Raw genomic sequence first — 22,011 nt, 5'->3', positions numbered from 1 at the left:
TATGGCTAAAGAACACTTATATGATCATGAAACAGGTGCAGCATATGGTACTCATAAAAGTTATATACAAGGGTTCATATTATCAGTAGTGATTACTACTATAGCTTTTGTATTAGTAGGCTTTAAGCTACTATCACCAGTAGCTTTATGTGTATCTGTTGCTTTACTAGCATTAATACAGCTTTTCGTTCAGTTGGTATTTTTCTTACATTTAAGCACAGATTCAAAAGCACGTTGGAACCTAATAAGTGCTATATTTGCATTAATAGTAGTTTTTATCGTTGTAGCAGGTACTATTTGGATCATGTTTGATCTTTATGACATGATGATGTAACTTTTGATTTTTAATTATGTCCTTCAAAAAATATCTTCAGTTAACTAAGCCGGGAATTATTTTCGGGAATTTGATTACACTTACGGGTGGTTTTTTATTAGCTACAAACCGCCAAATAGGCTTCACGCATTTAGATTTATATCTTTATACTATTATCGGTACAGCTTTAATGATAGGGTCAGGATGTGTTTTTAATAATTGCTTTGACCGTGATATCGATGCAAAGATGCAAAGGACCCAAAATCGACCTTTAGTTACGAATGATATAGGTCTTTTATCTGCAATGATTTTTGGAATAGCATTATTCCTATTAAGTAGTGTGGTCTTGTATGTATTAGTTAACCCTTTGACATTATGGATTATTATAATCGGCTTTATAGTATATGTAGGAATATACACTGTATCTAAACGTTTTACAGTGCATGCTACTTTGTTAGGAGGCATTTCAGGAGCTGTTCCTCCAGTTGCTGGATATACGGCTGTAGTAAATAATCTAGATCTAAATGCTTTTGCATTATTTTTAATACTATTTTTTTGGCAAATTCCACACTCTTATGCTATAGCAATACTATATATCAAAGATTATAAGAATGTACAAATCCCACTATTGCCTATAGTTAAGGGATTAAGCTATACAAAAAAAATAATGCTAAGTTATATGATCTTATTTTTAATTTCTTGTAGTTTACCTTATCTTTTAGGTACAGCTGATATTTATTCTTTTATAGTTTGCATACTGATAGCTATATTTTGGTTGTATAAAACTATGAAATCATTTTATACAGATAGTGATCGTGATTTTGCAAAAACAGTTTTTAAGTGGTCGATTATTGTAATTACAGTTATTTGTTTATCTATAGGTTAAGGGTTGCTGTATAGGTGTAGTTATTATACCTAAATATTCTAAAATAAATTTTATCAAAAGTGTAATTATATGCTAAAGCATAAAGTACATAAAATATGACAAATCCAATATCTACAAATAATGCTTCGAATAAGCTTATTCTTAGCCAGGAAGCTATGAAAGGAATGGTTATAATTAATAGAACAACCTCAAATAAAAGTGTGTGTAGTATTCTAACATTAAAATACCTTTTTGACCTATGTCCACCCAAAAAAGTTTCTATAACATCAAAAAGGTAGTTGTAGATGAAATTCCATATCATAGCCATTATAGATATAATAACGACTAATACACTTGTATCCAAAAAATTCTTATTTAATATAAACATGGTGATAGGAGTAAAAATAATTATGCCAATTACTTCAAACCCAATCATATGAATTATTCGACCTAACAAACCCATATTATTCCTAATAATTTTAAGTTAAAAAATACATAATAAAATTTATTCGATTTTTCTCTATTACATGGAGAAACCAATTAACTATTTATATTGTAGTTATTTGCTAAACCATTTTATAAATCGATATTTAAGCTTTTTGCTAAAGCTTTTAATTTTTTCATAGTCTCTGGAAGCTGCTTAATAGCTACCCATTGACGCATTAATTCACGCCCTTCACAAGCAGGGTAACCCATCTGGCTTTGGCCAGCAGGTACATCTTTCATAACACCTGATTTAGCGCCAATTCTAGCACCAGCTCCTATATTGGTATGATCTTTAATACCAGCATTGCCTGCAATTATAGCTCCATCACCAATAGTTACAGAACCGCTAATTCCAGCTTGACCACAAATCATACAACCTTTTCCAATAATTACGTTATGACCTATCTGTACAAGGTTATCGATCTTTGTAAAGTCACCTATAATGGTTGAACCAAACTTAGCAATGTCTATACATGTTGAGGAGCCAATATCAACATAGTTACCTATAACTACATTTCCGATATGTGGGATTCTTACTATGCTTCTACCATCTTCTGATGGTCTATATCCAAAACCGTCACTACCTATGGAGCAATTTGAATAAAGCCTGCAAAAGTGTCCTATTTGGGTTCTTTCTCTAATAGTAACGTTTGGCCATATAATACAATTTTGTCCGATAGTAGCTTCATCATAGATGCTTACATTTGCATATATGATAGTATTATCACCAATAACTACGTTTTTGCCTATGTAAGCTCCAGGACCAATAGAAACGTTGGCCCCGATAGTTGCTGTAGGTTCGATGACAGCTTTTTTATGAATACCATTTTGTTCCGGGTTGGGTTTAGAAAATAACTCTAAAGCTTTTGCCATAGCTAAATCAGCATTATGTACAACAATTAATGGTTTATTATTAATATTTCCTATATCGCGTAAATCTTTACTAATGATTGCGGCGCTAGCATTAGAATATTGCCAGAGTTTAATATGTTCATTTTTATCTATTAAGGTTAAATCGCCATTTTTAGCTTGGTTAGCGTAATTTAAGCCAGAAATATGAAAGTTATCATTAGAGGTAAAGTTAATTATTTCTCCACCAATTTGCTCAGCAATTTGCTGTATTGTATATTTCAAGTAAATTTCCCCTCATATATTAATTTATTTAACCATATTATAACATGTTTTTTGATATTTGACTTCATAAAAAATAAGTTATTAAAAAATTTTTACTTAACCTACGCCAAAATCTGTATTATCAACTAATATTTCGAATTGCGGATCATTGTATAAGTAGATGTACTCTTCTAAAAACCATTTTTTTAACTCATCATCGGCTTTAATGTGAGTGGTGTTGTTCTTATAGATATTTATAGTTGTATGGTTAAAATATGTTTTTGCTATCTCAATATCTTTTCGTATAATTTCTTTAGTTTGTCCTTTTACACCTATTAGTAAGCAGACAGAATCAAATAGGTTACTAAGTTCAGTCAGTGATTGATAGTTAAAACCTTTCTTCAGAATATTTTCCCTGAAATCATAATCGAAGCTTTCTAATCCTGTTTTTATAAATATATTAGTTTCAAAGATATCTTTTATTTTGTGTAGATGGTCTTTGTACATCCAGTGTGCTTCGACAAAAAGAAGATTAATATTCTTTTCTTTAATGATTTGTTTTATATAGCTTTTTGTTTTTAGAGGTAGCTCAAAAATATTGCCAGAATTGATAATTTCTAAAATGCCAAATTCACCAGTTACATTTTCTAGAACTTTGAGGTTTATCGAATTAATTTCATCGGTATTTTTGGAGTTATCTAGAATATAGTCACAAAATGAGCATTTTCCATAAGCACAAGGACGGCTTTTTAGAAGTACTATTTCTCGTTTATAACGATGAACGTTTGTTATCTTACTATAGCGTTGCATAATTATTTAATATACCTTTGTGCTTGTATTAGAGCTAATTCATTAGTATTTAACTCATAGGTGGTTTTAAATATACCATCTAAACATTTGATTACTTTATTTAAAGCTTGAAAAAAGTCTTTACCTTTTAAAATATAGCTTAAGAACATCGCAGCTGTGATATCTCCAGAACCACTTACGTAGGGTTGAACTTTATATTTTCGAGACTCTAAATATTTAAACTTATTTTTATGGTATATTGCAATACCAGTTTTAGAGTTATCAAAAGATGTGCTTGTAATAATAATTATTTGATTTGGATTTTTAATTTTAATTATTAGATTTTTACAAGCTTCGATAATATCATTAAAATTTTTAATTTTTGTATCACTTAGTATAGAAAGCTCAAATAAGTTCGGGGTAATAATATCAGCTATAGGCAATAAATATTCTAAGAAAATATTAGGATGTTCTTTTGTTGCAAAAATACGTCCTTGCTGGTTACCCGTGTCGTAGATGTCTCCAAATACTGGGTCACAGCAATATAGAGCATTTTGATTATCATTTTTAATGACCTTGACTGTATTGGCAATAACTTTAGCAACTTCAGTATCCCCAATGTAGCCAGAAAGCACCGCATCATGTTTAGTCAAAAAGTTATTTGCAACCATACCATCAATAACATTCTGGATCTCTTTTGCATTAAAAAAAGATCCCTTGTAGTGTGGATACTGAGTATGGTTAGATAATTGAACTGTATAAATAGGAGATACTTCTATCCCAAGCTTTTGCATCGGGAAGATAGCAGCTTTGTTACCTGCGTAACCATAAGCGACATGTGATTGTATAGAAAGGATTCGCGGAGTTTTTTTGATCAAAGCCATTACTATTATTTTATCGACCTAAGTTATTTCTTATATCAGCTAACAAATTTACATAAGCTTTTTTATCACCAAAAGTACCTATTTTGAGATATATATTTACTATGTCACTGTTGTCCTTTATCATTTTTACTTCAAAAGGGTCTTTGCCAGGTTTAACAATACCAGATATTTCAGCGTAATCGTCTTTTATGTAGCTCTTTTTAATATCATAACTACCATCATTGCTAAGAGCTAACCCTGTAGCATTGTAGACGCTTTGGATACTTGTGTTATCTATTTCTGCAGAAAAAGTACCATTTACAAACCTAACTATAGACTCGCTAGTGGAATTTAAATCATTAGAAAGACTAGCATTATTTGAGCAGCTAACTAGGGTAAGTGTAGCTAATGTATATGCTAAAAGTTTGACTTTTTTCATTGTATTGCTTGATTTATAGTTTAATGTTTAGATTTTATAGTAGTATTTAGGCTTTGTAAATTAACTAGATTCTGTAGACAAAAATAAATATAGATACTAATGATGGATAATTTTTTGTTCATGGAACCTAGTAGTTTTGTAAATTAGTAGGGTATTTTAGCTATTGTTAGATGTAGTAGTTACGCTTGAAGGCTCTTTATTAGGTTTGGAGCTATCAGATTTAGTGATAGTGGAATTATCAACGTTGCTACTACTACTAACCATATTTGTTACTAAACTATCGTCATTATTTAAGCTAGCCACCATTTGAGTAATTTCTGTATCTATAGAGCTACTTTGTTGGCTATTATTTGTTTCTTCATCAACAATCTTTTTTAGGTAATTATCAACCTCTTTAGTTACTTTTTTCTGACTTTTATGAACATTTTTTTGTGCATATTGAGCTTCGTGTACAGCATCCATAGTCATATGAGTGTATAGGTATGCAGGGTCTATAACAAAAGGCCTTAAGTTTGCGTTGTATTTTTTCACTACGTCAGGGAAATTAACAGTATAAGCGACTTTAATTTGTTTTTTACCCTCAGAATTAGTTACTACCATAGCAACTAGGTTTGCAGCTATTTTGAAGTCTCCTCTAACCAGATGATACTGTTGTTGTCTATCCATCATTATTTGTCTAACAGGAGTTGCATACACCTCACCTATTTTTATAGGCTTATTGATGGTAGTAATACCAGCTTTCTCAAGCTCAGAAATAGCATAATTGCCACCGTAACTATCTTTTTCTAGGAGTATATTCATTTTGATCATCTTAGCTAAGACATCATTTCTAAAAGATTTGGTCTGCTTTAAACTAAAAGCTAGACAAGTGCCTGTATCATCTTTTTGGAAACATCCATTTCTTTTATCTATTAGAATGAATAACTTCTTAGTTTTATCATAATATAATTGGTAGCTAGGAGTATCATCGCCATGACCAAGATAAACAAACTGATCATTAGTCAACATATTACAGGAGCTAAGCAAAACGATTAGTAATACTAAAGCGATTTTTTTGAATAAGTTACTTATATACATTTATAATCCCAATTTTATATATCTTTAAACACAATTTTTGCTTAGAAGCGCTGAAAAGTAAAGCTTTGACCATGAAAAAATTAATAAAATTCTAAAGTCTAGCATTCTCTTGCATTAATTTCTTATATTTTTTTTCTATCATTTGCCTTTTAAGTGGCCCTAAATGGTCAAAAAAAGTTATCCCATTAAGATGATCTATCTCATGTTGTACACAACGAGCTAAAAAACCTTCTTTTATAATCACCATGTCTTGACCAAACTCGTTTAAAGCTTGAACCTTGATCGTATTAGCCCTTTTGACTTTTGCTGAAACCCCTGGAAATGATAAACATCCCTCTTCATCTATAATTTCGCCATCTTTTTCAATAATTTGAGGATTAATTACAGCAATAACATTAGGCTTAGGACTTTCTAAGTCATCAACCATAATAAAAAACCTCTTTTTTATGCCTACTTGAATTGCTGCAAGCCCAACACCGCCAGCTTGTGTCATAAGTTGACGCATTTCACTAAACGTAGCTCGCAACTCATCGTTTATCTCATCTTTTGAGACTTCTTTTGCAATCTCTTTTAATACCGGATGTGGGTATTTTAAAATCTGTAGAGACACTATTAAGCTCCTTGAGTTTGTATATCCTTTTTCATCTTTGCCATAGTAATAGCTGCTTGTACGCAATACTTTCCTTTATGACCTTTTTTTCCGCCCACTCTATCTAAAGCTTGGTCTTTATTGTGGGTAGTTAATACACCAAAGATTACAGGTAAATTGTATTGATGCATAACTTTTTGTGTACCGTAGCTTACCTGTTCACATACGTAATCATAATGGTCTGTTTCACCACGGATGACACAACCAAGTAATATTATAACATCAAACTTACCTGTTTCAGCAAGTAGTTTAGCAGCATATGGCAACTCAATAGCTCCTGGTACTTTGTGTATTTCAAGTTGATCATCTTTTAAACCTTGAGTGTATGCCTCTTCTAAAGCACCTTCAAGCATTTTATCTGTTATTAATGCGTTAAACTCACTTACAACTATAGCTAATTTATTCATACTGATACCTATATACCCCTAATTGTGTGTTTCATTTTATTTTTTTTAGTTATAAGATAGTCTTTATTGTGTGAATTTACAAAAGCTTCACATGCAACAGGCTCTGTCTCTATACCAACCATTCTCAGAGCATTAACTTTTTTTGGATTATTTGAGATTAATCTACATTTATCAATTTTATTGTACTTTAATACTTGAATAGCTAAATCATATTTTCTAGCGTCCACAGGCAACCCTAGTGCTAAATTTGCCTCAATCGTATCCATATTATCATTAATTTGTAAATTATAAGCTTTAAGTTTATTAGTTAAACCAATACCCCGACCCTCTTGATTAAGGTAAATAAGATATCCTCCTTCTTCATTAATCATTTGCATAGCTTTCTTAAGTTGAGCTTGGCAATCACAACGCAAAGAACCAAATAAATCTCCAGTTATACAAGAAGAGTGCATTCTTACTAAAGGTTTATCTCCTTGATATGATTTGGATAATACAACTACCTCATCACTGTTAAATTTATCCTTATAAACAGATATTTCAAGCTCACCCACATCAAAAAAGGGTATAGAAGAGCTAGCCGTTTTCTCAATGAAAATTTCTGTTGCTAAACGGTATTGATATAGTTCAGCAATGGTTAGTACAGGTAGACTATGCATTTGAGTAAAATTTTCAATGTCTTTAGCTTTCATCATTGAGCCATCTTTATTCATAAGCTCGCATAGAACACCAGTGCTATTAAAACCACCTAGTTTCATTAAATCGACCGTTGCTTCTGTGTGACCATTGCGCCCTAAAACACCTTTATCATTAGCAATTAGTGGGAATATATGTCCGGGACGAGCTAAGTCTTCTGCTTTAGCATCAGATGCTGAGGCAATTTGAATTGTGTGTGCTCTGTCCTTTGCTGAAACACCAGTAGTTACACCTTCTTTTGCTTCTATAGTCACTGTAAAAGGAGTACTAAAGGTACTGTTGTTTTGGTCTGCAGCAACCATTGGAGTCAAATTTAATTTTTTAGCCTGCTTAGAGTCCATAGCCAAACAGATTATGCCACTTGTATGCTCTAACATAAAAGCAATATTCTGTTCAGTTGCCATTTGTCCTGGCAAGATTAGGTCTCCCTCGTTTTCACGATCGTAGTCATCAAGGACAACCACAGGTTTACCGGACTTAAGTGCTTGTATAGCCTTTATTACATTATTTTTTATTTGTTCAAACATTTTTGAATCCTTGTATATATTTGTAAATATATTTACCTGTAGCATCAGCTTCAAGGTTTACCAGAGAGTTTTTAGCGTAGTTTTTTGCAATAGTGGTATCTATTGTGTGTGGTATAAGAGTTATAGTGAAACTTTTCTCTAAAACATCCACAACAGTAATACTCATACCATCTATAGCCACGAACCCTTTAGGAATTAGATAATTTAAGAATTCCTTTGAAGCTGTTATTTCAACAATCCATGCTCCACCGACATCTTTAATCTCTTTAATAGAGCCTTTTTCATCAACATGGCCCTGAACTATATGGCCTCCGACTAAGTCTCCGTAGCGTATAGCAAGTTCAATGTTTACAGTATTTCCAATATTTAGTTCATTTAGATTTGTTTTGCTTAAAGTTTCTGGGACAGCATCAAAACTTGCTATAGTATGCTCTAAATTAAGGTCTGTGACAGTTAAACAGGTCCCGTTTATAGCAACACTATCACCTACACTACATTTACTACAGTTTTCAAAAGCAATATAAAAAGTTTTTATATTACCTCGAGTAGTTATTCTTTTTACAGTTCCTAATTGCTGAACTATTCCACTAAACATTTTGATCTTCCTTAATTCTTGAATTTATAAGTAAGTCACATCCAAGATAGCTAGTTTTATTAATAACTAGTTGTCTTTTAGGATTATTATTAGCCACCAATACAGGTGATATGTATGTTATAAACTCATTAATTGCATATACAGTAGCAAAATTTTCTATGAGCTTCATGCCACCTTCCAAAAGCGCACTTGTTATGCCAGTGTTAGCCATTTTTTTTAATAAACTATTTATACATACCTTGTCTTTTTGAGCTGGTAGTATCCAAAATTCGAGATTTAGACTTTGTAATATTTGCTTTGCTGAGTCTGTTATATCAGTGCATACAAAAATTGTTTTTGCATCAGTTTGATCTAAGATTTGCCAGCTTAGGTCTACCTCTTGTATTTTAGTAAATACAACGATCTTGATAGGGTGGATAGCACTTTTAATATCTAAGCGGACGTTCAATCTAGGATTGTCTTCGACCAGAGTATTTTTACCAATAATTATAGCATCACAAATGTTTCGTAGTTGGTGTGTGTAGATAGCTGCCTTATCTGAGCTGATTTTTTTTGAGTCATCAGCATTGACGGTAGTTTTTCCATCTAAAGACATTGCCCACTTAGCAAATATATAAGGTTTTTGATATTGTTGGTAATAGAAAAATATTTTATTCAATTCTTGAGCTTGTTTTTCTAAGACCCCTACTTTGACTTTGATACCAGCTTTTTTTAACTGCTGGACACCTTTACCAGCAACTTGGGGATTAGGATCAAGAGTTGCTATTATAACTTCTTTAATTTGAGCTTTTATCAGAGCATCTGTACAGGGTCCAGTTTTACCTGTGTGGCAACATGGCTCTAGAGTAACATAAACGATAGAGCCTTTAGTTTGTTCACCAGCTTGTTTAATGGCCAAACATTCAGCATGAGCTTGCCCAGCCCTGATATGCCAGCCTTCGGCAATTATTTTGCCATTTTTAACGATTATGCAACCAACCATAGGGTTTGGAGATACAGTAAGTCTACCTCTAGTAGCTAGAGCTAAAGCTTGTTGCATATAATACTGGTCGATATTTTTCATTAGCCACTTTGTTTTTTTTATTAGCAAATAAGGGCAGAAAGATAAGCTAAGAATATAGCAATCCGCTGACTAAAACATAGCACATGTCTTAGTCGGAGTAAATTTAGCTATAAAAATACTAATGTTACTATCTTCTTTCATCCAGACTTTAACTGTCGGCTTTGGAATCTCACCAAATCTGCTAGACCTCTTATTCTATTATAAGAGCGCTCGCGGGCTTCTTATGTAAAGTTACCGCCGGTAGGGAGTTTCACCCTGCCCTGAAGATTTGCTAATAATTATAGCATTAATGAATCAAATATCTAAGTGATAAAATAAGTGTGGTTTAAAGAATTTAGCTCATTCTTTATGTGCTGGTTGTAAAGGCTTGCTAAAAGCATATTTTTTCACAATTTCGCCACCGATAAGGTGTTTTTGAATTATCTCTTCAAGCACTTCTGGGATACATGAATGATACCACACGTTATCAGGATGAACTACTGCTATAGGGCCATTTTGGCAAATCCTTAAACAGAAGGTTTTAGATCTGTAAACATGTCCATTTTGGGTTAACCTTAGCTCTTTAAGTCTCTTTTTTAAAAAGTCCCAAGATTCTAATGATGTTTTCCCAGAACAGCATTTTTGTCTATCCTGGTCACAACATAAGAATATATGTTTTTGAATATTCTCAAGTCCAAGACTTTTTGCTTTTTCATCCAAAGATAAACCCATAACCGTGTCTCCAAAATAGGTTTTTTCTGATAATATATTTATGCCAATATTAACACTTGGAGTAAAAATGGAAAAGAATATTTCTAATGAGATGTTAGAAGAACTTGCAAAAACGTATATTAAAGATGTTAAAAGTAAGAGAAGATGGCGGTTATTTGTACGAAGCGTAATACTTTTGTTAGGAATAATTATTATAGTGCCTAACTTGTTTTTTTCAACAAAGGAGCTAGGGCCTCATGTGGCATTGGTCAAAGTTGACGGTATAATAGCAGCTGACTCTCAAGCAAATGCTCAAAGAATAAACAAAAGCTTAGATAATGCTTATAAAAATGAGTTTACAAAAGCCATAATTGTAGAAATAAATAGTCCAGGAGGCTCACCAGTACAGTCTGATGAAATATACTCACATATGAAATATCTTCAAAAAAAATATCCTTCAATCCCAATGTACGCGGTGTGTACAGATGTATGTGCTAGCGGAGGGTATTATATAGCAGTAGGAGCAAAAGAGATTTATGTTAATAAAATGACTATCACAGGTTCAATAGGAGTAATAGGAAGTAGCTTTGGTTTTACTGGTTTAATAGATAAACTAGGTATAGAACGAAGAATATATATTTCTGGAAAAAATAAAAATTTCTTAGATCCATTTTCTCCACAAAAACTAAATCAAGTAGAAGATTATCAAAAACTTTTAGATCAAAGCCACCAAGTATTTATAGATGCGGTTTTACAATCAAGAGGAGATAGGTTAAAAGACAAATCGAATGAAACAACTTTCTCTGGGCAACCATTTAGTGGTATAGAAGCTGAAAAAATAGGTCTAGTAGATGGTTTTGCATCTATAGACCAATTAATGTCGGAAAAACTACATGACATGGAGATGATCGATTATACTCAACCTTTAGATTTCTTAACGAAAGTATCAAGCAAGTTAACTAACGGTGTTTATTATAAAGCATTATTAGAGAATAGTTTTAGTTTGAAATAAAATATTTAAAATATTGAAACATTGTTTAACCAGGATTATAATCGATAGACATAATGATTTAAGTTTCAAACTAAAAAACTAATAAGGAAAGATAGTTATGAAAAAAACAATTATTGGTGCAGCAATTGCAGGTAGTTTAATGTTCTCAGCTACTACAGCCATGGCTGGCGGGGTTGGTTTTGCTAATGTGCAAGACATTTTTGAAACATCTCCACTTGGCAAGGCAAAAGTTACCGCTGACGAGAAAAAATTAAAACCTCAAATGGATGAGCTTAAACAAAATATCACAGATTTACAAGATAAAGTAAACTCTTACACAGAGGAGAAAGATCAAGTAGAGTTTGATGAAGCAAAAGGCGACACTAAAGATGCAGAAAGTGCAGATCAGCAAGAAAATGCTGATAAGCAACAAGCACAAGTTGATTTACAAAAAGCAATGAAAGAATACCAAAATCTTATGGCTCAGGTCCAAAAAATGGCTTCTGATGACGCTGATGCTTTCAAAGATGCTCTAACTAAAGCTTCTGCAGAAGTTGCTAAAGATAAACAATTAGACGCAATCTTACCAGCAGAGATGAGTTTGTATAATGTTGATAGCGTAGATGTGACTAAAGAAGTAATTGCAAAAATGCAATAATTGGGACTTTCCAAATAAATGTGTAAATTCTTAATTAACCTGCTAGATTATTTCTAGCGAAATATTAAGGATAGAAACAATGTCTAAGAATAAGAAGTCAGAAGATATTTACACAGCTATTGCAGATCAAATAATAGATTCAGGTGTTGATATTAATCAAATGTTTGAGAAAGATGGTTTGCTAAAGCAACTAACAAAACGATTATTAGAAAAAGCACTAGATGCAGAAATGAATAGTCATCTTGGTTATTCAAAACACCAAAGGACTAATTCATCAAATGCTAGGAATGGCTATAGTAACAAGACATTAGCTACAGACACAGGTAATTTGGAAATATCAGTTCCACGAGATAGAGATAGTGACTTTGAACCTCAAATAGTTCCCAAAAGAGTCACCAAGATAAACGGCTTAGACCAAAAAATTATATCTTTGTATGCTAAAGGTATGAGTACTACAGATATCCAACAACAGTTATTTGAGTTATATGATACAAAGATAAGTACAAGCTTTATAAGTGATGTTACAGAAGCTATTATTGATGATGTTAAAGCATGGCAAAATAGACCTTTAGAGTCAGTTTATCCAATAGTGTTTTTTGACTGTATAGTCGTTAAAGTTAGAGAAGACAAGCATATTATTAATAAAGCTGTGTATGTGGCTCTTGGCATATCGTTAACTGGTCATAAGGATGTATTAGGTCTTTGGATCAGTCAAAATGAAGGTGCTAAATATTGGCTTAGTGTTTTTACTGAATTAAAGAATAGAGGCTTACAGGATATATTTATAGCATGTACTGATAATTTAAAAGGCATGTCTGATGCTATACAAGCTATATACCCTGAGACAAAGCATCAGCTTTGTATCGTTCATCAAATTCGTAATAGTCTTAAGTATGTGCCATATAAAGACAAGAAAGAGGTAGCTAGAGAGTTAAAGAAAATATATGATGCTGATACCATTGCAATAGCTCAATCTGAGCTTGATAACTTTGCAAATAAATATGATACTAAATATCCTTTAATTTCAAAGTCATGGATAAATAATTGGGATAATTTAACTGTATTCTTGCAATATCCTCCAAAAATTCGTAAAGTTATTTACACTACTAATGCGATTGAATCGCTTAATAGCCAGTTTAGGAAAGTCATTAAGAATAAAAAGCTATTTCCTAAAGATGACTCTGTTTTCAAATCTTTGTACTTGGCTATAGATTATTTGACTAAAAAATGGTCTATGCCTGTTAAATATTGGAATGAGGCTATGCCTTATTTCGCTATCGAGTTTGAGCATAGAATTCAGAGATTCATGTAAGTGAATTTACACAGTTAAGTGGAAAGGCTCCAATAAGGAAAGTCCCAGTAATTTTTCTATTTTTCAGTTAAAATATAACTCTTTAAAATCCGTCATATACCATGGGCAATTGCATCAAAATTTCCGATGACTTTACATATAATTACTAGATATAATTTATGCTGACACAGAGTTTATTACACTCTCTATAAAACAGGTAACTGTCACATCAAGACTAGACTTTTACCTTTTACCATCAAAAACTTATCCACCAAGAAGTGTATACCCACAATACGTTTTATCTTTTTATATATAATAGGTTATATTATCTGATTATCTATGACTAAAAAAACTGGTAATCATTTTATTTGTTAAACTAAACAATTATATCAATAAAAGGTTTTCTCTTTTAGTAGTAGAATTATATTCTAAGCTATTAGATAATAAACGTTATGAAAAATATTTTCTCAAAACAGTAAGAATGAGTGTATCGTCTAACAAACAGGAAGTTATTAGTGGCTTAATTCTTTTTACTGCGGCTATAGCAGCTATTGTAGTAAACAATACACCATTATCTTTGTATTACGGTATGCTTGAAACTGTGAATGCTAAAATAGGCATAGGTCATTTAATTATAGATAAAAACTTAATACACTGGATAAATGATGGCCTAATGGCTATCTACTTCCTTTACGTTGGTCTAGAAATAAAAAGAGAAGCTTTGGTTGGAGCTTTATCCAAACCAACAAACGTGATTGTACCGGCAATAGCAGCTTTTTTAGGTTTACTAATTCCATCTTTTATATATCTTCTTATAAACATAAATTATCCTAATTTTATAGCTGGTTGGGCTATTCCATCAGCGACAGATATAGCCTTCACACTTGGTATTTTGGCTTTGCTTGGCTCTAGGGTATCTCCCACCCTTAAATTACTCGTTGTAACTATTGCTATTTTTGATGATATCGCCGCAATTATTATTATCGCCATATTTTATACAACCGATCTTTCAGTACCTTCATTACTTTTAGGGACAGTGTTTATTGGGTTAATGTTTATTTGTAATCTTATATTCAAGGTTAAAAGAATTTCTTTATACGTTGTACTTGGATTTTTTGCTTGGGCTTGTACTATTAAGTCAGGTGTGCATGCTACTTTAGCAGGCTTTGCAACTGCAATGTGTATTCCTTTTGAAAATAAAAGAGATAAAGAATCTCCTATTAGGTTTATGGAAGAATCATTACAACCTTGGATTGTGTATTTTATACTGCCAGTATTTGCTTTTGCTAATGCGGGTATTAATTTTTCTGGTTTTAATTTTTCAATGTTTTTTGAGCCTATAACTTTGGGTATTATTTTAGGTTTATTTATTGGTAAACAATTAGGCATATTCACAATTTTATTTATCTTTAAAAAAACCAGGTTTTTTCCTATGTCTAAGAATTTATCAAACGCTCAACTATATGGAATAGGTTTAGTATGTGGTATAGGTTTCACAATGAGTTTATTTATAGGTACACTTGCTTTTGACAGCAATCAAACTCTAAACCTTGTCAAGCTGGGAGTGTTAACAGGCTCTATACTATCTGGAATATTCGGATATATTGTATTAAGGTTAGTTACCCATAAGCCTAGTAAATGTACTTCTAACTAAAAACGGTTTTTGTTTTAAGCTATAATATCTATATTAAATACTTTTTAGTATAAACTGTATGTCTAAAAAAAGCTCTTTTCAAGAATTTCAAAATAAATTCTGTTTAATGAGTTGGAACACTTTTAAAATAGATTATAAAAACCCTCAAGCATTCAGGTCTTACATAACTAATATACACTCTGCGCATAATGTAGATATTTTCTGCTTACAAGAGGCTGTACACCATGACGATACAGTGTTTCCAATAGAAAATTTCAATATAAATTTTGCGTCAAATATTATCCTAAAAAACCATAATTATGGAGTGGCTACTGTAAGTCATTATCCTGTGGATAAAAATATTAAAATTCTTACAACACATCGAGAGTCTGTTATAAAAACACATAAAGCATCTTTAATAAGTCATATAAAAATTGATGATAAAAAAATAGTTGTGGTAAATATTCACGCTATAAATTTTAAAAGTAATAAGGTTTATGAGTATGAGTTTGAAAAAATAAAAGAAATTATTGACCCAGTAAAGTATAAAAACCCTATTATAATAGCAGGTGACTTTAATACTTGGAATAGAAAGAGAGTAAAGCTAATAAAAGATTTTTGTAGAGAATTCAAGTTTAGAATAGCTTTTATAGATGAACCAGACTTGGTTAAATCTTTCCAAAAGAATCATCTAGATTTTATTCTCTATAGGGGTCTAAAACTAGATAAAGCTTGTGTTTTAGATTGTAAAAAAATATCTGATCATAACCCAATAGTTGCTGAGTTCATTCTATAATAGAAAAGACCATTGATTTACTCATAAAAGCCCATGGGATACCAACACAATACCGTCATTCTCGTGATTGACATGGGGACCTTTTAACTTAACCACCAAAAGACTTTGTTTTAGTGTTTATAATTTCATAACATTTATCTGTTAACTCTGATACACTGTAACTTTTAGAATCTATAGCAGCTCCAAAAGACATTCTAGCAATTCCAGGTTTTATAAAGTCACCTTTTTTACGACCAAAATAAACCCCAAAATTATGTGCTACTGGTATTATGGGAGTCTGGGTTACTGTTGCAAGTTTTATAGCTGAACGTTGAAACTTAGGGTACTCACCTACAGGGACTCTAGTACCTTCAGGGAAAATTATTATACTTAAACCTTTATTTTTTATCCTGTCTTTTCCTTCTTCAATAACTTTTTTCATAGATGAGAGGCCTTTATCTCTATCTATACCTATTGCTTCAGCAAACTCATTTGTTTTACCAAATATAGGTTTTTCTAATAATTCTTGCTTCATAACAAAACAACATTTTTTAACTAACCCATAAAAAACAAAAGTTTCAAGCATCGATTGGTGTTTTGAGACATATATACAAGGAGTATTAGGAATATTTTCCTTGCCATCAATCTTTACATATATCTGTAAAATAATTAAAACCCCTAATCTATATAAACATGACCACAGCCAACATACAAAAAGCCTAACTTTCAAAGAAAATCCTAGTACACCAACTGTATTCATCAAAATACAACAGAACATAAGTACTATATATGCATATATTTTAAAGATTTGCATCCTCATCACTAATAAAGGATAGAGTATTTTTTTCATATAATATCCCTTAGTTAACCATTAAATTCTTTTGTTTTTTCATTAATAATTTTATGACAAAGGCTTGTTAGCTCTTTTGAATCATAATCATTAGGGTCTATTCTTTTACCAAAATCCATCCTAGCTATACCTGGTTTAATAACTTCTGACCAACTTTTTGGGAAAAATCTACCAAAATTATGTGCTACTGGTATTATAAAAACATTTGCATCAGATGCCAGTTTCATAGCTGAACGCTGAAACTCTGGATACTCTCCTACTTTAACTCTTGTGCCTTCTGGAAAAATAACAACATTTATTCCATTTGCTAAGCTTTCTTTACCTTCTGTAACAACCTTTTTTAAAGATTCTCTAGGCTTGTCTCTGTCTATAGCTATACTTCCTAAATTTTTCATAGCAGAACCAAATATAGGTGCATCAAAAAGTTCTTTTTTCATTATAAAGTGACATTTACCAATAAGTCCATAAAACATAAATGTCTCAAGCATTGACTGGTGTTTTGAGACGTAAATGCAAGAATAATCTCTATCTATATTAGCTCTACCTGTAACTTTTATAAAAACTTGTAAAAATACTAACATCCCTATCCAGTAAAGATATGTCCAAACATAACATACAGCCATTCTCCAAGATAAGGGCAACTTTAAAAAAGCGAAAATATTTATAAGAATACTGCAACCACCAATTACAGCAAAAGAGTAAAGCTGAAAAGCAGTCATTCTTGACCACATTAAAATATTCCAAATCTTTTTTAGAAAAGATTTCATCTATCTGTCTCCATAAATATAGATGTTAAATACATAAAGCTATATAACATTAGCCTTGTTCCTTAAAATGAATGCTACGAACAAAGTCTATGTATGCTGAACTTTTTCTGTATCGTAACAAGACAACATTTTTACAGGCTAGCTACATTAAACGATAATTACCCAAAATAATCAGTTTTCTTGAGTACTTATTATACACTTTTTTGTGGGATATTTTTTGATAAAATTGCTTCTAATATCAAATAACTACAATAACATCTAACATAGAAAGAGGCTTTTATCGGTAAATTTATCTCTCTAAATATTTTAATTTATCTGTTACAGATGCCCAATTATCAGCATCTTCGCAAGGCTCACATTTTTCTACTATATTTGGCCATAAATTTGCTAACTCTTTATTTAAATCTAGCATTTGCTCTTCTTTTTCATTAAGATCATCACTAGATTTGATTGCACTAACAGGACATTCTGGTTCACATAAAGCACAATCAATACACTCATCTGGATTTATAACCAACATATTTGGCCCCTCATAGAAGCAATCTACTGGACAAACCTCAACGCAATCACCATATTTACATTTTATGCAGCTTTCTGTTACTACAAACGGCATTTTTAAATCCTTTATTTTTCTGTGTTTTAAAAGAAACCCCAAAATTATACCATAGAAAATAAAAAGGTAAATGTTCTATTACTACGATTAAAAAGCATCTAATAGAATCGAAAGTTATTTAAAATTAGCAATTTTGACGATTTATGGTAGTATAAGCTCAACAAAAACAAGCCAAAAACATACTTAATATAGAATTATGAAAGCAGAATTTAACCCCAAAAAACTTATTTTTATAACTACTACTTCTGTAGCTGTACTTTTTTTAGTTATATATTTTATATCTATTGTTAATGGTCACAATAAATTATGTAATCCTTTTATATCCGGATGTTCTGACATAACTCATGCAGGTTTTTATCCACCTGAATCGTACATGTTAAAAGCTGTTTTAATACCTACAGCAACACTTATGGCTATTATTTTCTTTTTTATAAAAGAATGGCTAGTACAAATTAGTGATTATAATAGTGCCGTTATTAAGCAAGGTAAATTTATGCTTTTTTTAGCAGCTATAGGCTGTGCGGGTTTAGTTATTGGTACATCTGTCATCGATGGAGAAAATACCCCTCTTCAATTTCATATAAAGTGCGTTTCTATCTTTTTTGTATCTATGACTATCTGCCAAGTATGGTATACCTTAGTTGAATATAAATACTTTCACAAAGTTAACAAAAATCCTATTTTCATCAGATACTTTTGTTTAACTATAACAGTAGTCACAGCCATAGTTTCTATTTTTATGGCACCAACTTACGAAAATCAAAGTATAGTTGAATGGTGGGGGGTGTATGCTTTGGTTTTGTGGTTTTGGACTTTTTCTATAAATAAAAAAGTAGTCTCTGCTAAAAGGAATTAGCCTCAGAAACTAACTTTTTTCTAAAATGTATAATGTAAAATTCTGTTTCTCATCAGAGTATCTACCTACTCTATCTATTGTTATACATTTTTGCTTACCTATTGTGTAACCAAGAGATTCAAGATAAGCATTATTAGCTTTGATATTACAGTTATCCAAGACACCAAGTGAAACAGTGTTAGTTGGAATTCTGGTATCTTCAAAGTTTCTATATGCAGTTGCGGTGTCTGAAATAAAAGGTGTAATGTATATAGAAAAATACCCTATAACATTTTTCAATGGTTGGCTTTCATTTTGTTGCCAAAATTCTTCTGCCTTCAGCGCTACATGATTTGATAATGTTCTTGGATCTTTCATCGGTGTGAAATAGCCAAATAAGTTATATACCATAAAAACCAAAATCTGAAAACAGAGTACTACATATACAATCTTTCTTAATGAGAACTCTCTTATTTTAATATTCAACAAATAAAATACAGCTGGTAATGTAAGTGACATAATTGGAATTAACCAGCCATATTCAATATGAACTTTATAAGTTTGTAAAGCAAAGAAAAATAATAAAGGATATAGGCCATAGCAAACTAAAGGTTGTCTTAACCTTTTAAGGAAAGTTGTTTCGATGTTTTTTTGTATTCTGAATATACCTATTTTAAATAAAATCAAAATACATAATATTGGAACAGCGATAATACCAATTGTAGATAAGTTATTTAACTGTGCTAATAAAAAGTTGATTATAATATTATGATCTGTTGCACGTAATCCAGAGTATCTATTTAATGCGTAATTTATCAAAGCAAAGTTTGTATAAAATAGCCACCAAATAAGTGGAATTAAGCTAACTATAAAAATCCAAAAGGAAATAAAAACTTTACTCAAATACTCTTTTTTGTAATTAAAAGCTAGATAAAGTGCTAAACATAAAATAATCAACCCCATTTCTAGCTTAGCATATAACCCTAGCGCACATACCAAGCCAAGTGTAACCCAATAAATAAACTTATTGTTTCTCATGGCTAAAGTAAAATAATAGCAAGACATTACCCAAAATGGCAAAACTATAGAATTTTGACTATAGTCAACAAAATTTAAAGCTGTGTAAATACCCCCGCAGCTACTGAGGATAATGATAACAATAGACTCATTTTTTGACATAAAAAGCTTAGTTACTTTATAAGTGTAAAGTAGAGTCACTAACAAACAAATACTACTAGCTAATAAATTTGCTACCATAGTAGAGGGTGAAAAAGGCAATATTAACTTTATAAAAAACGCCCCTAAGAATGGATGCTTATCAAAAGCTATTTGCAGATGTTTTGACCACGCTATATTTTCTGCAACGTCTATGGGTAGTGCATTTGCATCGTATATCAAAATGCTTAGCCCAATCCAGATAAGCAGATAAAAGAAAAAATATGCAGAGATTATAACTTTATTTTGTAACAATAATTTTCTCATGGATGCTCGTAAAGTTTATATTTTTTAAGTGAAAAATAGAGTAAATTACATGGTATACTAAAGTAAATCCTCAACAATCTCAACTGTTAAAGTTAAGTGTGAGCAATAATAATTGCAACGTAAAATATCAGTTTTAGGTTTTGAAATAGATAGGTTTTGTGCACTATGTTTAAGTAATCAGTAAAATATTTTAAATACATAAAGTACAAGATTATTTATAATAATAGAATTTAATGAAAAATTTATTTTAATATGATTAGCATTATTCAAAGAGTTAGTTCAGCTAGTGTTATGATAGATAATGCAACTGTTGCTAAAATAGAACAAGGTATTTTAGCTTTGATATGTGTTGAAAAAGAAGACGATAGCAATAATTTTAACAAGGTAACTGATAAAATCCTAAAATATCGTATCTTTGAAGATGATGCTGGCAAGATGAATTTATCACTACAAGATATTAGTGGTGGAATTATCTTAGTTCCGCAGTTTACTTTAGCAGCTAATACCAGTAAAGGTAACCGTCCTAGCTTTAGCGATGGTTGTTCTCCAGCTATTGCTAAGGGTAAATTTGAAAACTTATTACAAATATTTAGAGATAAATACCCAAACACACAAGCAGGGGTATTCGGGGCTGAGATGAAAGTTTCATTAATAAATGATGGTCCTGTAACTTTTAGTTTTAAGGTATAAAGAATGCAAAAAAAGATTTGTATAGTAGGTGGTAATGGTGAAATGGGGCAGATGTCTCAATACATTTTTTCAAAGTTTTTACCAGAATACAAACTCACTATTTTTGATGAAGATGATTGGAATAATCCTAAAGATAAGCTTGCTAACCAAGATATAGTTATACTATCGGTGCCTATATATTTAACAGAAAAAATCATTAAAAAAGTTATTCCGTACCTCTCTCAAGGAACTATATTAGCTGACTATACAAGTATAAAACAAGAGCCTTTAGATGCTATGTTAAAGTATTATGATGGACCTGTAGTTGGACTACATCCAATTTTTGGACCAACTATAAAACATCCACATAAACAAGTAATTGTAGTGTGTGAAGGTAGGCATCAAGAGCAATATAAGTATTTTATTGATGATTTAGCTAAAATCGGTTTTTCTATCGAAAAAATGACTGCCAAAGATCATGATAAGGCTATGACTTTTATTCAAGGGATCGAGCATTTTAGTGTGTATTGTTTAGGTATGTTTCTAAGACATAAGGATATCGATATTCAAAAGATGCTGAAACTGGCAAGTCCAGTGTACAAAATGGAGTTAAACATAGTCGGCAGGCTATTTAGCCAAGGACCTGGATTGTATGCTGATATTATTATGTCTGATGAAAGTAGACAAAAAGCTATCGCTGAGTTTGCTGAGTTTGTCGCTGAAAATTCGAAAGATATCATCAAAGGTGATAAGCAAGCTTTTATGGAAAATTTTAAAGCTGTAAAGCAATGGATGGGTGATTTTGCTGAGCAAGCATATAAAGATAGTGATAAGTTATTGCTTAAAAAAAATTAAGTTTTTTATATTGAAAAGTATGA

26 protein-coding genes and 1 riboswitch are annotated in these 22,011 nt (G+C 31.4%); of the genes, 10 read left to right on the top strand and 16 right to left on the bottom strand.

Annotated elements, in window-relative coordinates; genetic code table 11:
- Position 1 precedes the first annotated feature (1 nt).
- Both cyoD and cyoE read left to right on the top strand, forming a co-directional pair.
- Complete coding sequence (gene cyoD, locus E3E15_RS07605) at positions 2 to 334, top strand: cytochrome o ubiquinol oxidase subunit IV (protein WP_035720472.1); 333 nt, start codon at positions 2 to 4, stop codon at positions 332 to 334.
- 16 nt (positions 335 to 350) lie between these two features.
- A complete protein-coding gene (gene cyoE / locus E3E15_RS07600) occupies positions 351 to 1,199 on the top strand; it encodes a heme o synthase (protein WP_172107173.1) in 849 nt (282 codons plus the stop codon).
- On the opposite strand, the gene E3E15_RS07595 is transcribed toward cyoE, so the two are convergent.
- From E3E15_RS07595 to E3E15_RS07540, 12 genes are all read right to left on the bottom strand, one after another.
- Positions 1,189 to 1,641, bottom strand: a complete 453-nt coding sequence (locus E3E15_RS07595) for a PACE efflux transporter (RefSeq protein ID WP_425352910.1) — start codon at positions 1,639 to 1,641, stop codon at positions 1,189 to 1,191. The two genes, cyoE and E3E15_RS07595, sit on opposite strands and share 11 nt — an antisense overlap.
- Before the next feature lie 113 nt (positions 1,642 to 1,754).
- Positions 1,755 to 2,798 carry a UDP-3-O-(3-hydroxymyristoyl)glucosamine N-acyltransferase gene (lpxD, locus tag E3E15_RS07590; protein WP_172107172.1) on the bottom strand — a complete coding sequence of 348 codons (1,044 nt, stop codon included), beginning with the start codon at positions 2,796 to 2,798 and terminating at the stop codon, positions 1,755 to 1,757.
- 96 nt (positions 2,799 to 2,894) lie between these two features.
- A complete protein-coding gene (locus tag E3E15_RS07585; RefSeq protein WP_172107171.1) occupies positions 2,895 to 3,587 on the bottom strand; it encodes a radical SAM protein in 693 nt (230 codons plus the stop codon).
- Positions 3,588 to 3,589: 2 nt separating this feature from the next.
- On the bottom strand, positions 3,590 to 4,450 hold the full coding sequence (pdxY, locus tag E3E15_RS07580; protein WP_035720464.1) for a pyridoxal kinase: 861 nt from the start codon (positions 4,448 to 4,450) through the stop codon (positions 3,590 to 3,592).
- A 10-nt stretch (positions 4,451 to 4,460) separates the two neighbouring features.
- Entirely contained in the window at positions 4,461 to 4,868 is a 408-nt protein-coding gene (locus tag E3E15_RS07575) for a DUF3568 family protein (RefSeq protein WP_172107170.1), read from the bottom strand.
- Positions 4,869 to 5,024: 156 nt separating this feature from the next.
- On the bottom strand, positions 5,025 to 5,945 hold the full coding sequence (locus E3E15_RS07570; RefSeq protein ID WP_035720460.1) for an FTN_0109 family protein: 921 nt from the start codon (positions 5,943 to 5,945) through the stop codon (positions 5,025 to 5,027).
- 91 nt (positions 5,946 to 6,036) lie between these two features.
- On the bottom strand, positions 6,037 to 6,555 hold the full coding sequence (gene def, locus E3E15_RS07565; protein WP_172107169.1) for a peptide deformylase: 519 nt from the start codon (positions 6,553 to 6,555) through the stop codon (positions 6,037 to 6,039).
- 2 nt (positions 6,556 to 6,557) lie between these two features.
- Positions 6,558 to 7,001, bottom strand: a complete 444-nt coding sequence (gene ribH, locus E3E15_RS07560; protein ID WP_035720456.1) for a 6,7-dimethyl-8-ribityllumazine synthase — start codon at positions 6,999 to 7,001, stop codon at positions 6,558 to 6,560.
- Between the two features lie 8 nt (positions 7,002 to 7,009).
- The gene (ribB, locus tag E3E15_RS07555) at positions 7,010 to 8,221 is read right to left on the bottom strand and encodes a 3,4-dihydroxy-2-butanone-4-phosphate synthase (protein ID WP_035720454.1); all 1,212 of its coding nucleotides are present in this window, start codon (positions 8,219 to 8,221) and stop codon (positions 7,010 to 7,012) included.
- Complete coding sequence (locus E3E15_RS07550) at positions 8,214 to 8,816, bottom strand: riboflavin synthase (protein WP_035720453.1); 603 nt, start codon at positions 8,814 to 8,816, stop codon at positions 8,214 to 8,216. Before E3E15_RS07550 ends, ribB begins: the two co-directional genes overlap by 8 nt.
- Positions 8,809 to 9,879, bottom strand: coding sequence for a bifunctional diaminohydroxyphosphoribosylaminopyrimidine deaminase/5-amino-6-(5-phosphoribosylamino)uracil reductase RibD (gene ribD, locus E3E15_RS07545; RefSeq protein ID WP_172107168.1), 1,071 nt, complete (start codon positions 9,877 to 9,879; stop codon positions 8,809 to 8,811). The genes E3E15_RS07550 and ribD overlap by 8 nt, the downstream gene beginning before the upstream one ends.
- Before the next feature lie 125 nt (positions 9,880 to 10,004).
- A riboswitch (FMN riboswitch) is annotated at positions 10,005 to 10,151 on the bottom strand.
- Positions 10,152 to 10,218: 67 nt separating this feature from the next.
- Complete coding sequence (locus tag E3E15_RS07540) at positions 10,219 to 10,590, bottom strand: (2Fe-2S) ferredoxin domain-containing protein (protein ID WP_172107167.1); 372 nt, start codon at positions 10,588 to 10,590, stop codon at positions 10,219 to 10,221.
- A 67-nt stretch (positions 10,591 to 10,657) separates the two neighbouring features.
- Here E3E15_RS07540 and E3E15_RS07535 point away from each other — a divergent pair, with 67 nt between their 5' ends.
- The 5 genes from E3E15_RS07535 to E3E15_RS07515 all read left to right on the top strand — a co-directional run bounded on the left by E3E15_RS07535 (position 10,658) and on the right by E3E15_RS07515 (position 15,938).
- A complete protein-coding gene (locus E3E15_RS07535) occupies positions 10,658 to 11,581 on the top strand; it encodes a S49 family peptidase (protein WP_172107166.1) in 924 nt (307 codons plus the stop codon).
- A 97-nt stretch (positions 11,582 to 11,678) separates the two neighbouring features.
- Positions 11,679 to 12,218: an OmpH/Skp family outer membrane protein gene (locus E3E15_RS07530; protein ID WP_035720448.1), complete on the top strand. Its 540-nt coding sequence runs from the start codon at positions 11,679 to 11,681 to the stop codon at positions 12,216 to 12,218.
- A 79-nt stretch (positions 12,219 to 12,297) separates the two neighbouring features.
- Positions 12,298 to 13,530 (top strand): IS256 family transposase, encoded by a 1,233-nt coding sequence (locus tag E3E15_RS07525; RefSeq protein WP_172106156.1) that lies wholly within the window; start codon positions 12,298 to 12,300, stop codon positions 13,528 to 13,530.
- Between the two features lie 460 nt (positions 13,531 to 13,990).
- On the top strand, positions 13,991 to 15,163 hold the full coding sequence (gene nhaA / locus E3E15_RS07520; RefSeq protein WP_035720447.1) for a Na+/H+ antiporter NhaA: 1,173 nt from the start codon (positions 13,991 to 13,993) through the stop codon (positions 15,161 to 15,163).
- Between the two features lie 58 nt (positions 15,164 to 15,221).
- On the top strand, positions 15,222 to 15,938 hold the full coding sequence (locus E3E15_RS07515; protein WP_172107165.1) for an endonuclease/exonuclease/phosphatase family protein: 717 nt from the start codon (positions 15,222 to 15,224) through the stop codon (positions 15,936 to 15,938).
- 88 nt (positions 15,939 to 16,026) lie between these two features.
- Here the strand turns inward: E3E15_RS07515 and E3E15_RS07510 are convergent, their stop codons facing one another.
- The 3 genes from E3E15_RS07510 to fdxA all read right to left on the bottom strand — a co-directional run bounded on the left by E3E15_RS07510 (position 16,027) and on the right by fdxA (position 18,147).
- Complete coding sequence (locus tag E3E15_RS07510; RefSeq protein WP_172107164.1) at positions 16,027 to 16,767, bottom strand: lysophospholipid acyltransferase family protein; 741 nt, start codon at positions 16,765 to 16,767, stop codon at positions 16,027 to 16,029.
- A gap of 14 nt (positions 16,768 to 16,781) precedes the next feature.
- Positions 16,782 to 17,534: a lysophospholipid acyltransferase family protein gene (locus tag E3E15_RS07505; protein WP_035720441.1), complete on the bottom strand. Its 753-nt coding sequence runs from the start codon at positions 17,532 to 17,534 to the stop codon at positions 16,782 to 16,784.
- A gap of 289 nt (positions 17,535 to 17,823) precedes the next feature.
- The gene (gene fdxA, locus E3E15_RS07500; protein WP_035720440.1) at positions 17,824 to 18,147 is read right to left on the bottom strand and encodes a ferredoxin FdxA; all 324 of its coding nucleotides are present in this window, start codon (positions 18,145 to 18,147) and stop codon (positions 17,824 to 17,826) included.
- A 196-nt stretch (positions 18,148 to 18,343) separates the two neighbouring features.
- Between fdxA and E3E15_RS07495 the strand changes: the two genes are divergently transcribed.
- Complete coding sequence (locus E3E15_RS07495; protein ID WP_172107163.1) at positions 18,344 to 19,003, top strand: Frag1/DRAM/Sfk1 family protein; 660 nt, start codon at positions 18,344 to 18,346, stop codon at positions 19,001 to 19,003.
- Between the two features lie 9 nt (positions 19,004 to 19,012).
- On the opposite strand, the gene E3E15_RS07490 is transcribed toward E3E15_RS07495, so the two are convergent.
- Positions 19,013 to 20,464, bottom strand: a complete 1,452-nt coding sequence (locus E3E15_RS07490) for a glycosyltransferase family 39 protein (protein WP_172107162.1) — start codon at positions 20,462 to 20,464, stop codon at positions 19,013 to 19,015.
- Positions 20,465 to 20,716: 252 nt separating this feature from the next.
- Here E3E15_RS07490 and dtd point away from each other — a divergent pair, with 252 nt between their 5' ends.
- Both dtd and tyrA read left to right on the top strand, forming a co-directional pair.
- On the top strand, positions 20,717 to 21,154 hold the full coding sequence (gene dtd / locus E3E15_RS07485) for a D-aminoacyl-tRNA deacylase (protein ID WP_172107161.1): 438 nt from the start codon (positions 20,717 to 20,719) through the stop codon (positions 21,152 to 21,154).
- Positions 21,155 to 21,157: 3 nt separating this feature from the next.
- Entirely contained in the window at positions 21,158 to 21,988 is an 831-nt protein-coding gene (gene tyrA, locus E3E15_RS07480; RefSeq protein WP_172107160.1) for a bifunctional chorismate mutase/prephenate dehydrogenase, read from the top strand.
- The last annotated feature ends 23 nt before the right edge of the window (positions 21,989 to 22,011 follow it).

Origin of the sequence: Allofrancisella frigidaquae (genome assembly GCF_012222825.1) — a bacterium.
Lineage (GTDB): Bacteria > Pseudomonadota > Gammaproteobacteria > Francisellales > Francisellaceae > Francisella > Francisella frigidaquae.
The sequence above is the reverse complement of the archived record's forward strand: the minus strand, read 5'-3'. Positions and strand labels throughout refer to the sequence as shown.

Coding starts and splice junctions, on each gene's coding strand:
- cyoD (WP_035720472.1), top strand. CDS start 2: ATGGCTAAAGAACACTTATATGATCATGAAACAGGTGCAGCATATGGT.
- cyoE (WP_172107173.1), top strand. CDS start 351: ATGTCCTTCAAAAAATATCTTCAGTTAACTAAGCCGGGAATTATTTTC.
- E3E15_RS07595 (WP_425352910.1), bottom strand. CDS start 1,641: ATGGGTTTGTTAGGTCGAATAATTCATATGATTGGGTTTGAAGTAATT.
- E3E15_RS07585 (WP_172107171.1), bottom strand. CDS start 3,587: ATGCAACGCTATAGTAAGATAACAAACGTTCATCGTTATAAACGAGAA.
- pdxY (WP_035720464.1), bottom strand. CDS start 4,450: ATGGCTTTGATCAAAAAAACTCCGCGAATCCTTTCTATACAATCACAT.
- E3E15_RS07575 (WP_172107170.1), bottom strand. CDS start 4,868: ATGAAAAAAGTCAAACTTTTAGCATATACATTAGCTACACTTACCCTA.
- E3E15_RS07570 (WP_035720460.1), bottom strand. CDS start 5,945: ATGTATATAAGTAACTTATTCAAAAAAATCGCTTTAGTATTACTAATC.
- ribH (WP_035720456.1), bottom strand. CDS start 7,001: ATGAATAAATTAGCTATAGTTGTAAGTGAGTTTAACGCATTAATAACA.
- ribB (WP_035720454.1), bottom strand. CDS start 8,221: ATGTTTGAACAAATAAAAAATAATGTAATAAAGGCTATACAAGCACTT.
- E3E15_RS07550 (WP_035720453.1), bottom strand. CDS start 8,816: ATGTTTAGTGGAATAGTTCAGCAATTAGGAACTGTAAAAAGAATAACT.
- ribD (WP_172107168.1), bottom strand. CDS start 9,879: ATGAAAAATATCGACCAGTATTATATGCAACAAGCTTTAGCTCTAGCT.
- E3E15_RS07540 (WP_172107167.1), bottom strand. CDS start 10,590: ATGGGTTTATCTTTGGATGAAAAAGCAAAAAGTCTTGGACTTGAGAAT.
- E3E15_RS07535 (WP_172107166.1), top strand. CDS start 10,658: ATGGAAAAGAATATTTCTAATGAGATGTTAGAAGAACTTGCAAAAACG.
- E3E15_RS07530 (WP_035720448.1), top strand. CDS start 11,679: ATGAAAAAAACAATTATTGGTGCAGCAATTGCAGGTAGTTTAATGTTC.
- E3E15_RS07525 (WP_172106156.1), top strand. CDS start 12,298: ATGTCTAAGAATAAGAAGTCAGAAGATATTTACACAGCTATTGCAGAT.
- nhaA (WP_035720447.1), top strand. CDS start 13,991: ATGAGTGTATCGTCTAACAAACAGGAAGTTATTAGTGGCTTAATTCTT.
- E3E15_RS07515 (WP_172107165.1), top strand. CDS start 15,222: ATGTCTAAAAAAAGCTCTTTTCAAGAATTTCAAAATAAATTCTGTTTA.
- E3E15_RS07510 (WP_172107164.1), bottom strand. CDS start 16,767: ATGAAAAAAATACTCTATCCTTTATTAGTGATGAGGATGCAAATCTTT.
- E3E15_RS07505 (WP_035720441.1), bottom strand. CDS start 17,534: ATGAAATCTTTTCTAAAAAAGATTTGGAATATTTTAATGTGGTCAAGA.
- fdxA (WP_035720440.1), bottom strand. CDS start 18,147: ATGCCGTTTGTAGTAACAGAAAGCTGCATAAAATGTAAATATGGTGAT.
- E3E15_RS07495 (WP_172107163.1), top strand. CDS start 18,344: ATGAAAGCAGAATTTAACCCCAAAAAACTTATTTTTATAACTACTACT.
- E3E15_RS07490 (WP_172107162.1), bottom strand. CDS start 20,464: ATGAGAAAATTATTGTTACAAAATAAAGTTATAATCTCTGCATATTTT.
- dtd (WP_172107161.1), top strand. CDS start 20,717: ATGATTAGCATTATTCAAAGAGTTAGTTCAGCTAGTGTTATGATAGAT.
- tyrA (WP_172107160.1), top strand. CDS start 21,158: ATGCAAAAAAAGATTTGTATAGTAGGTGGTAATGGTGAAATGGGGCAG.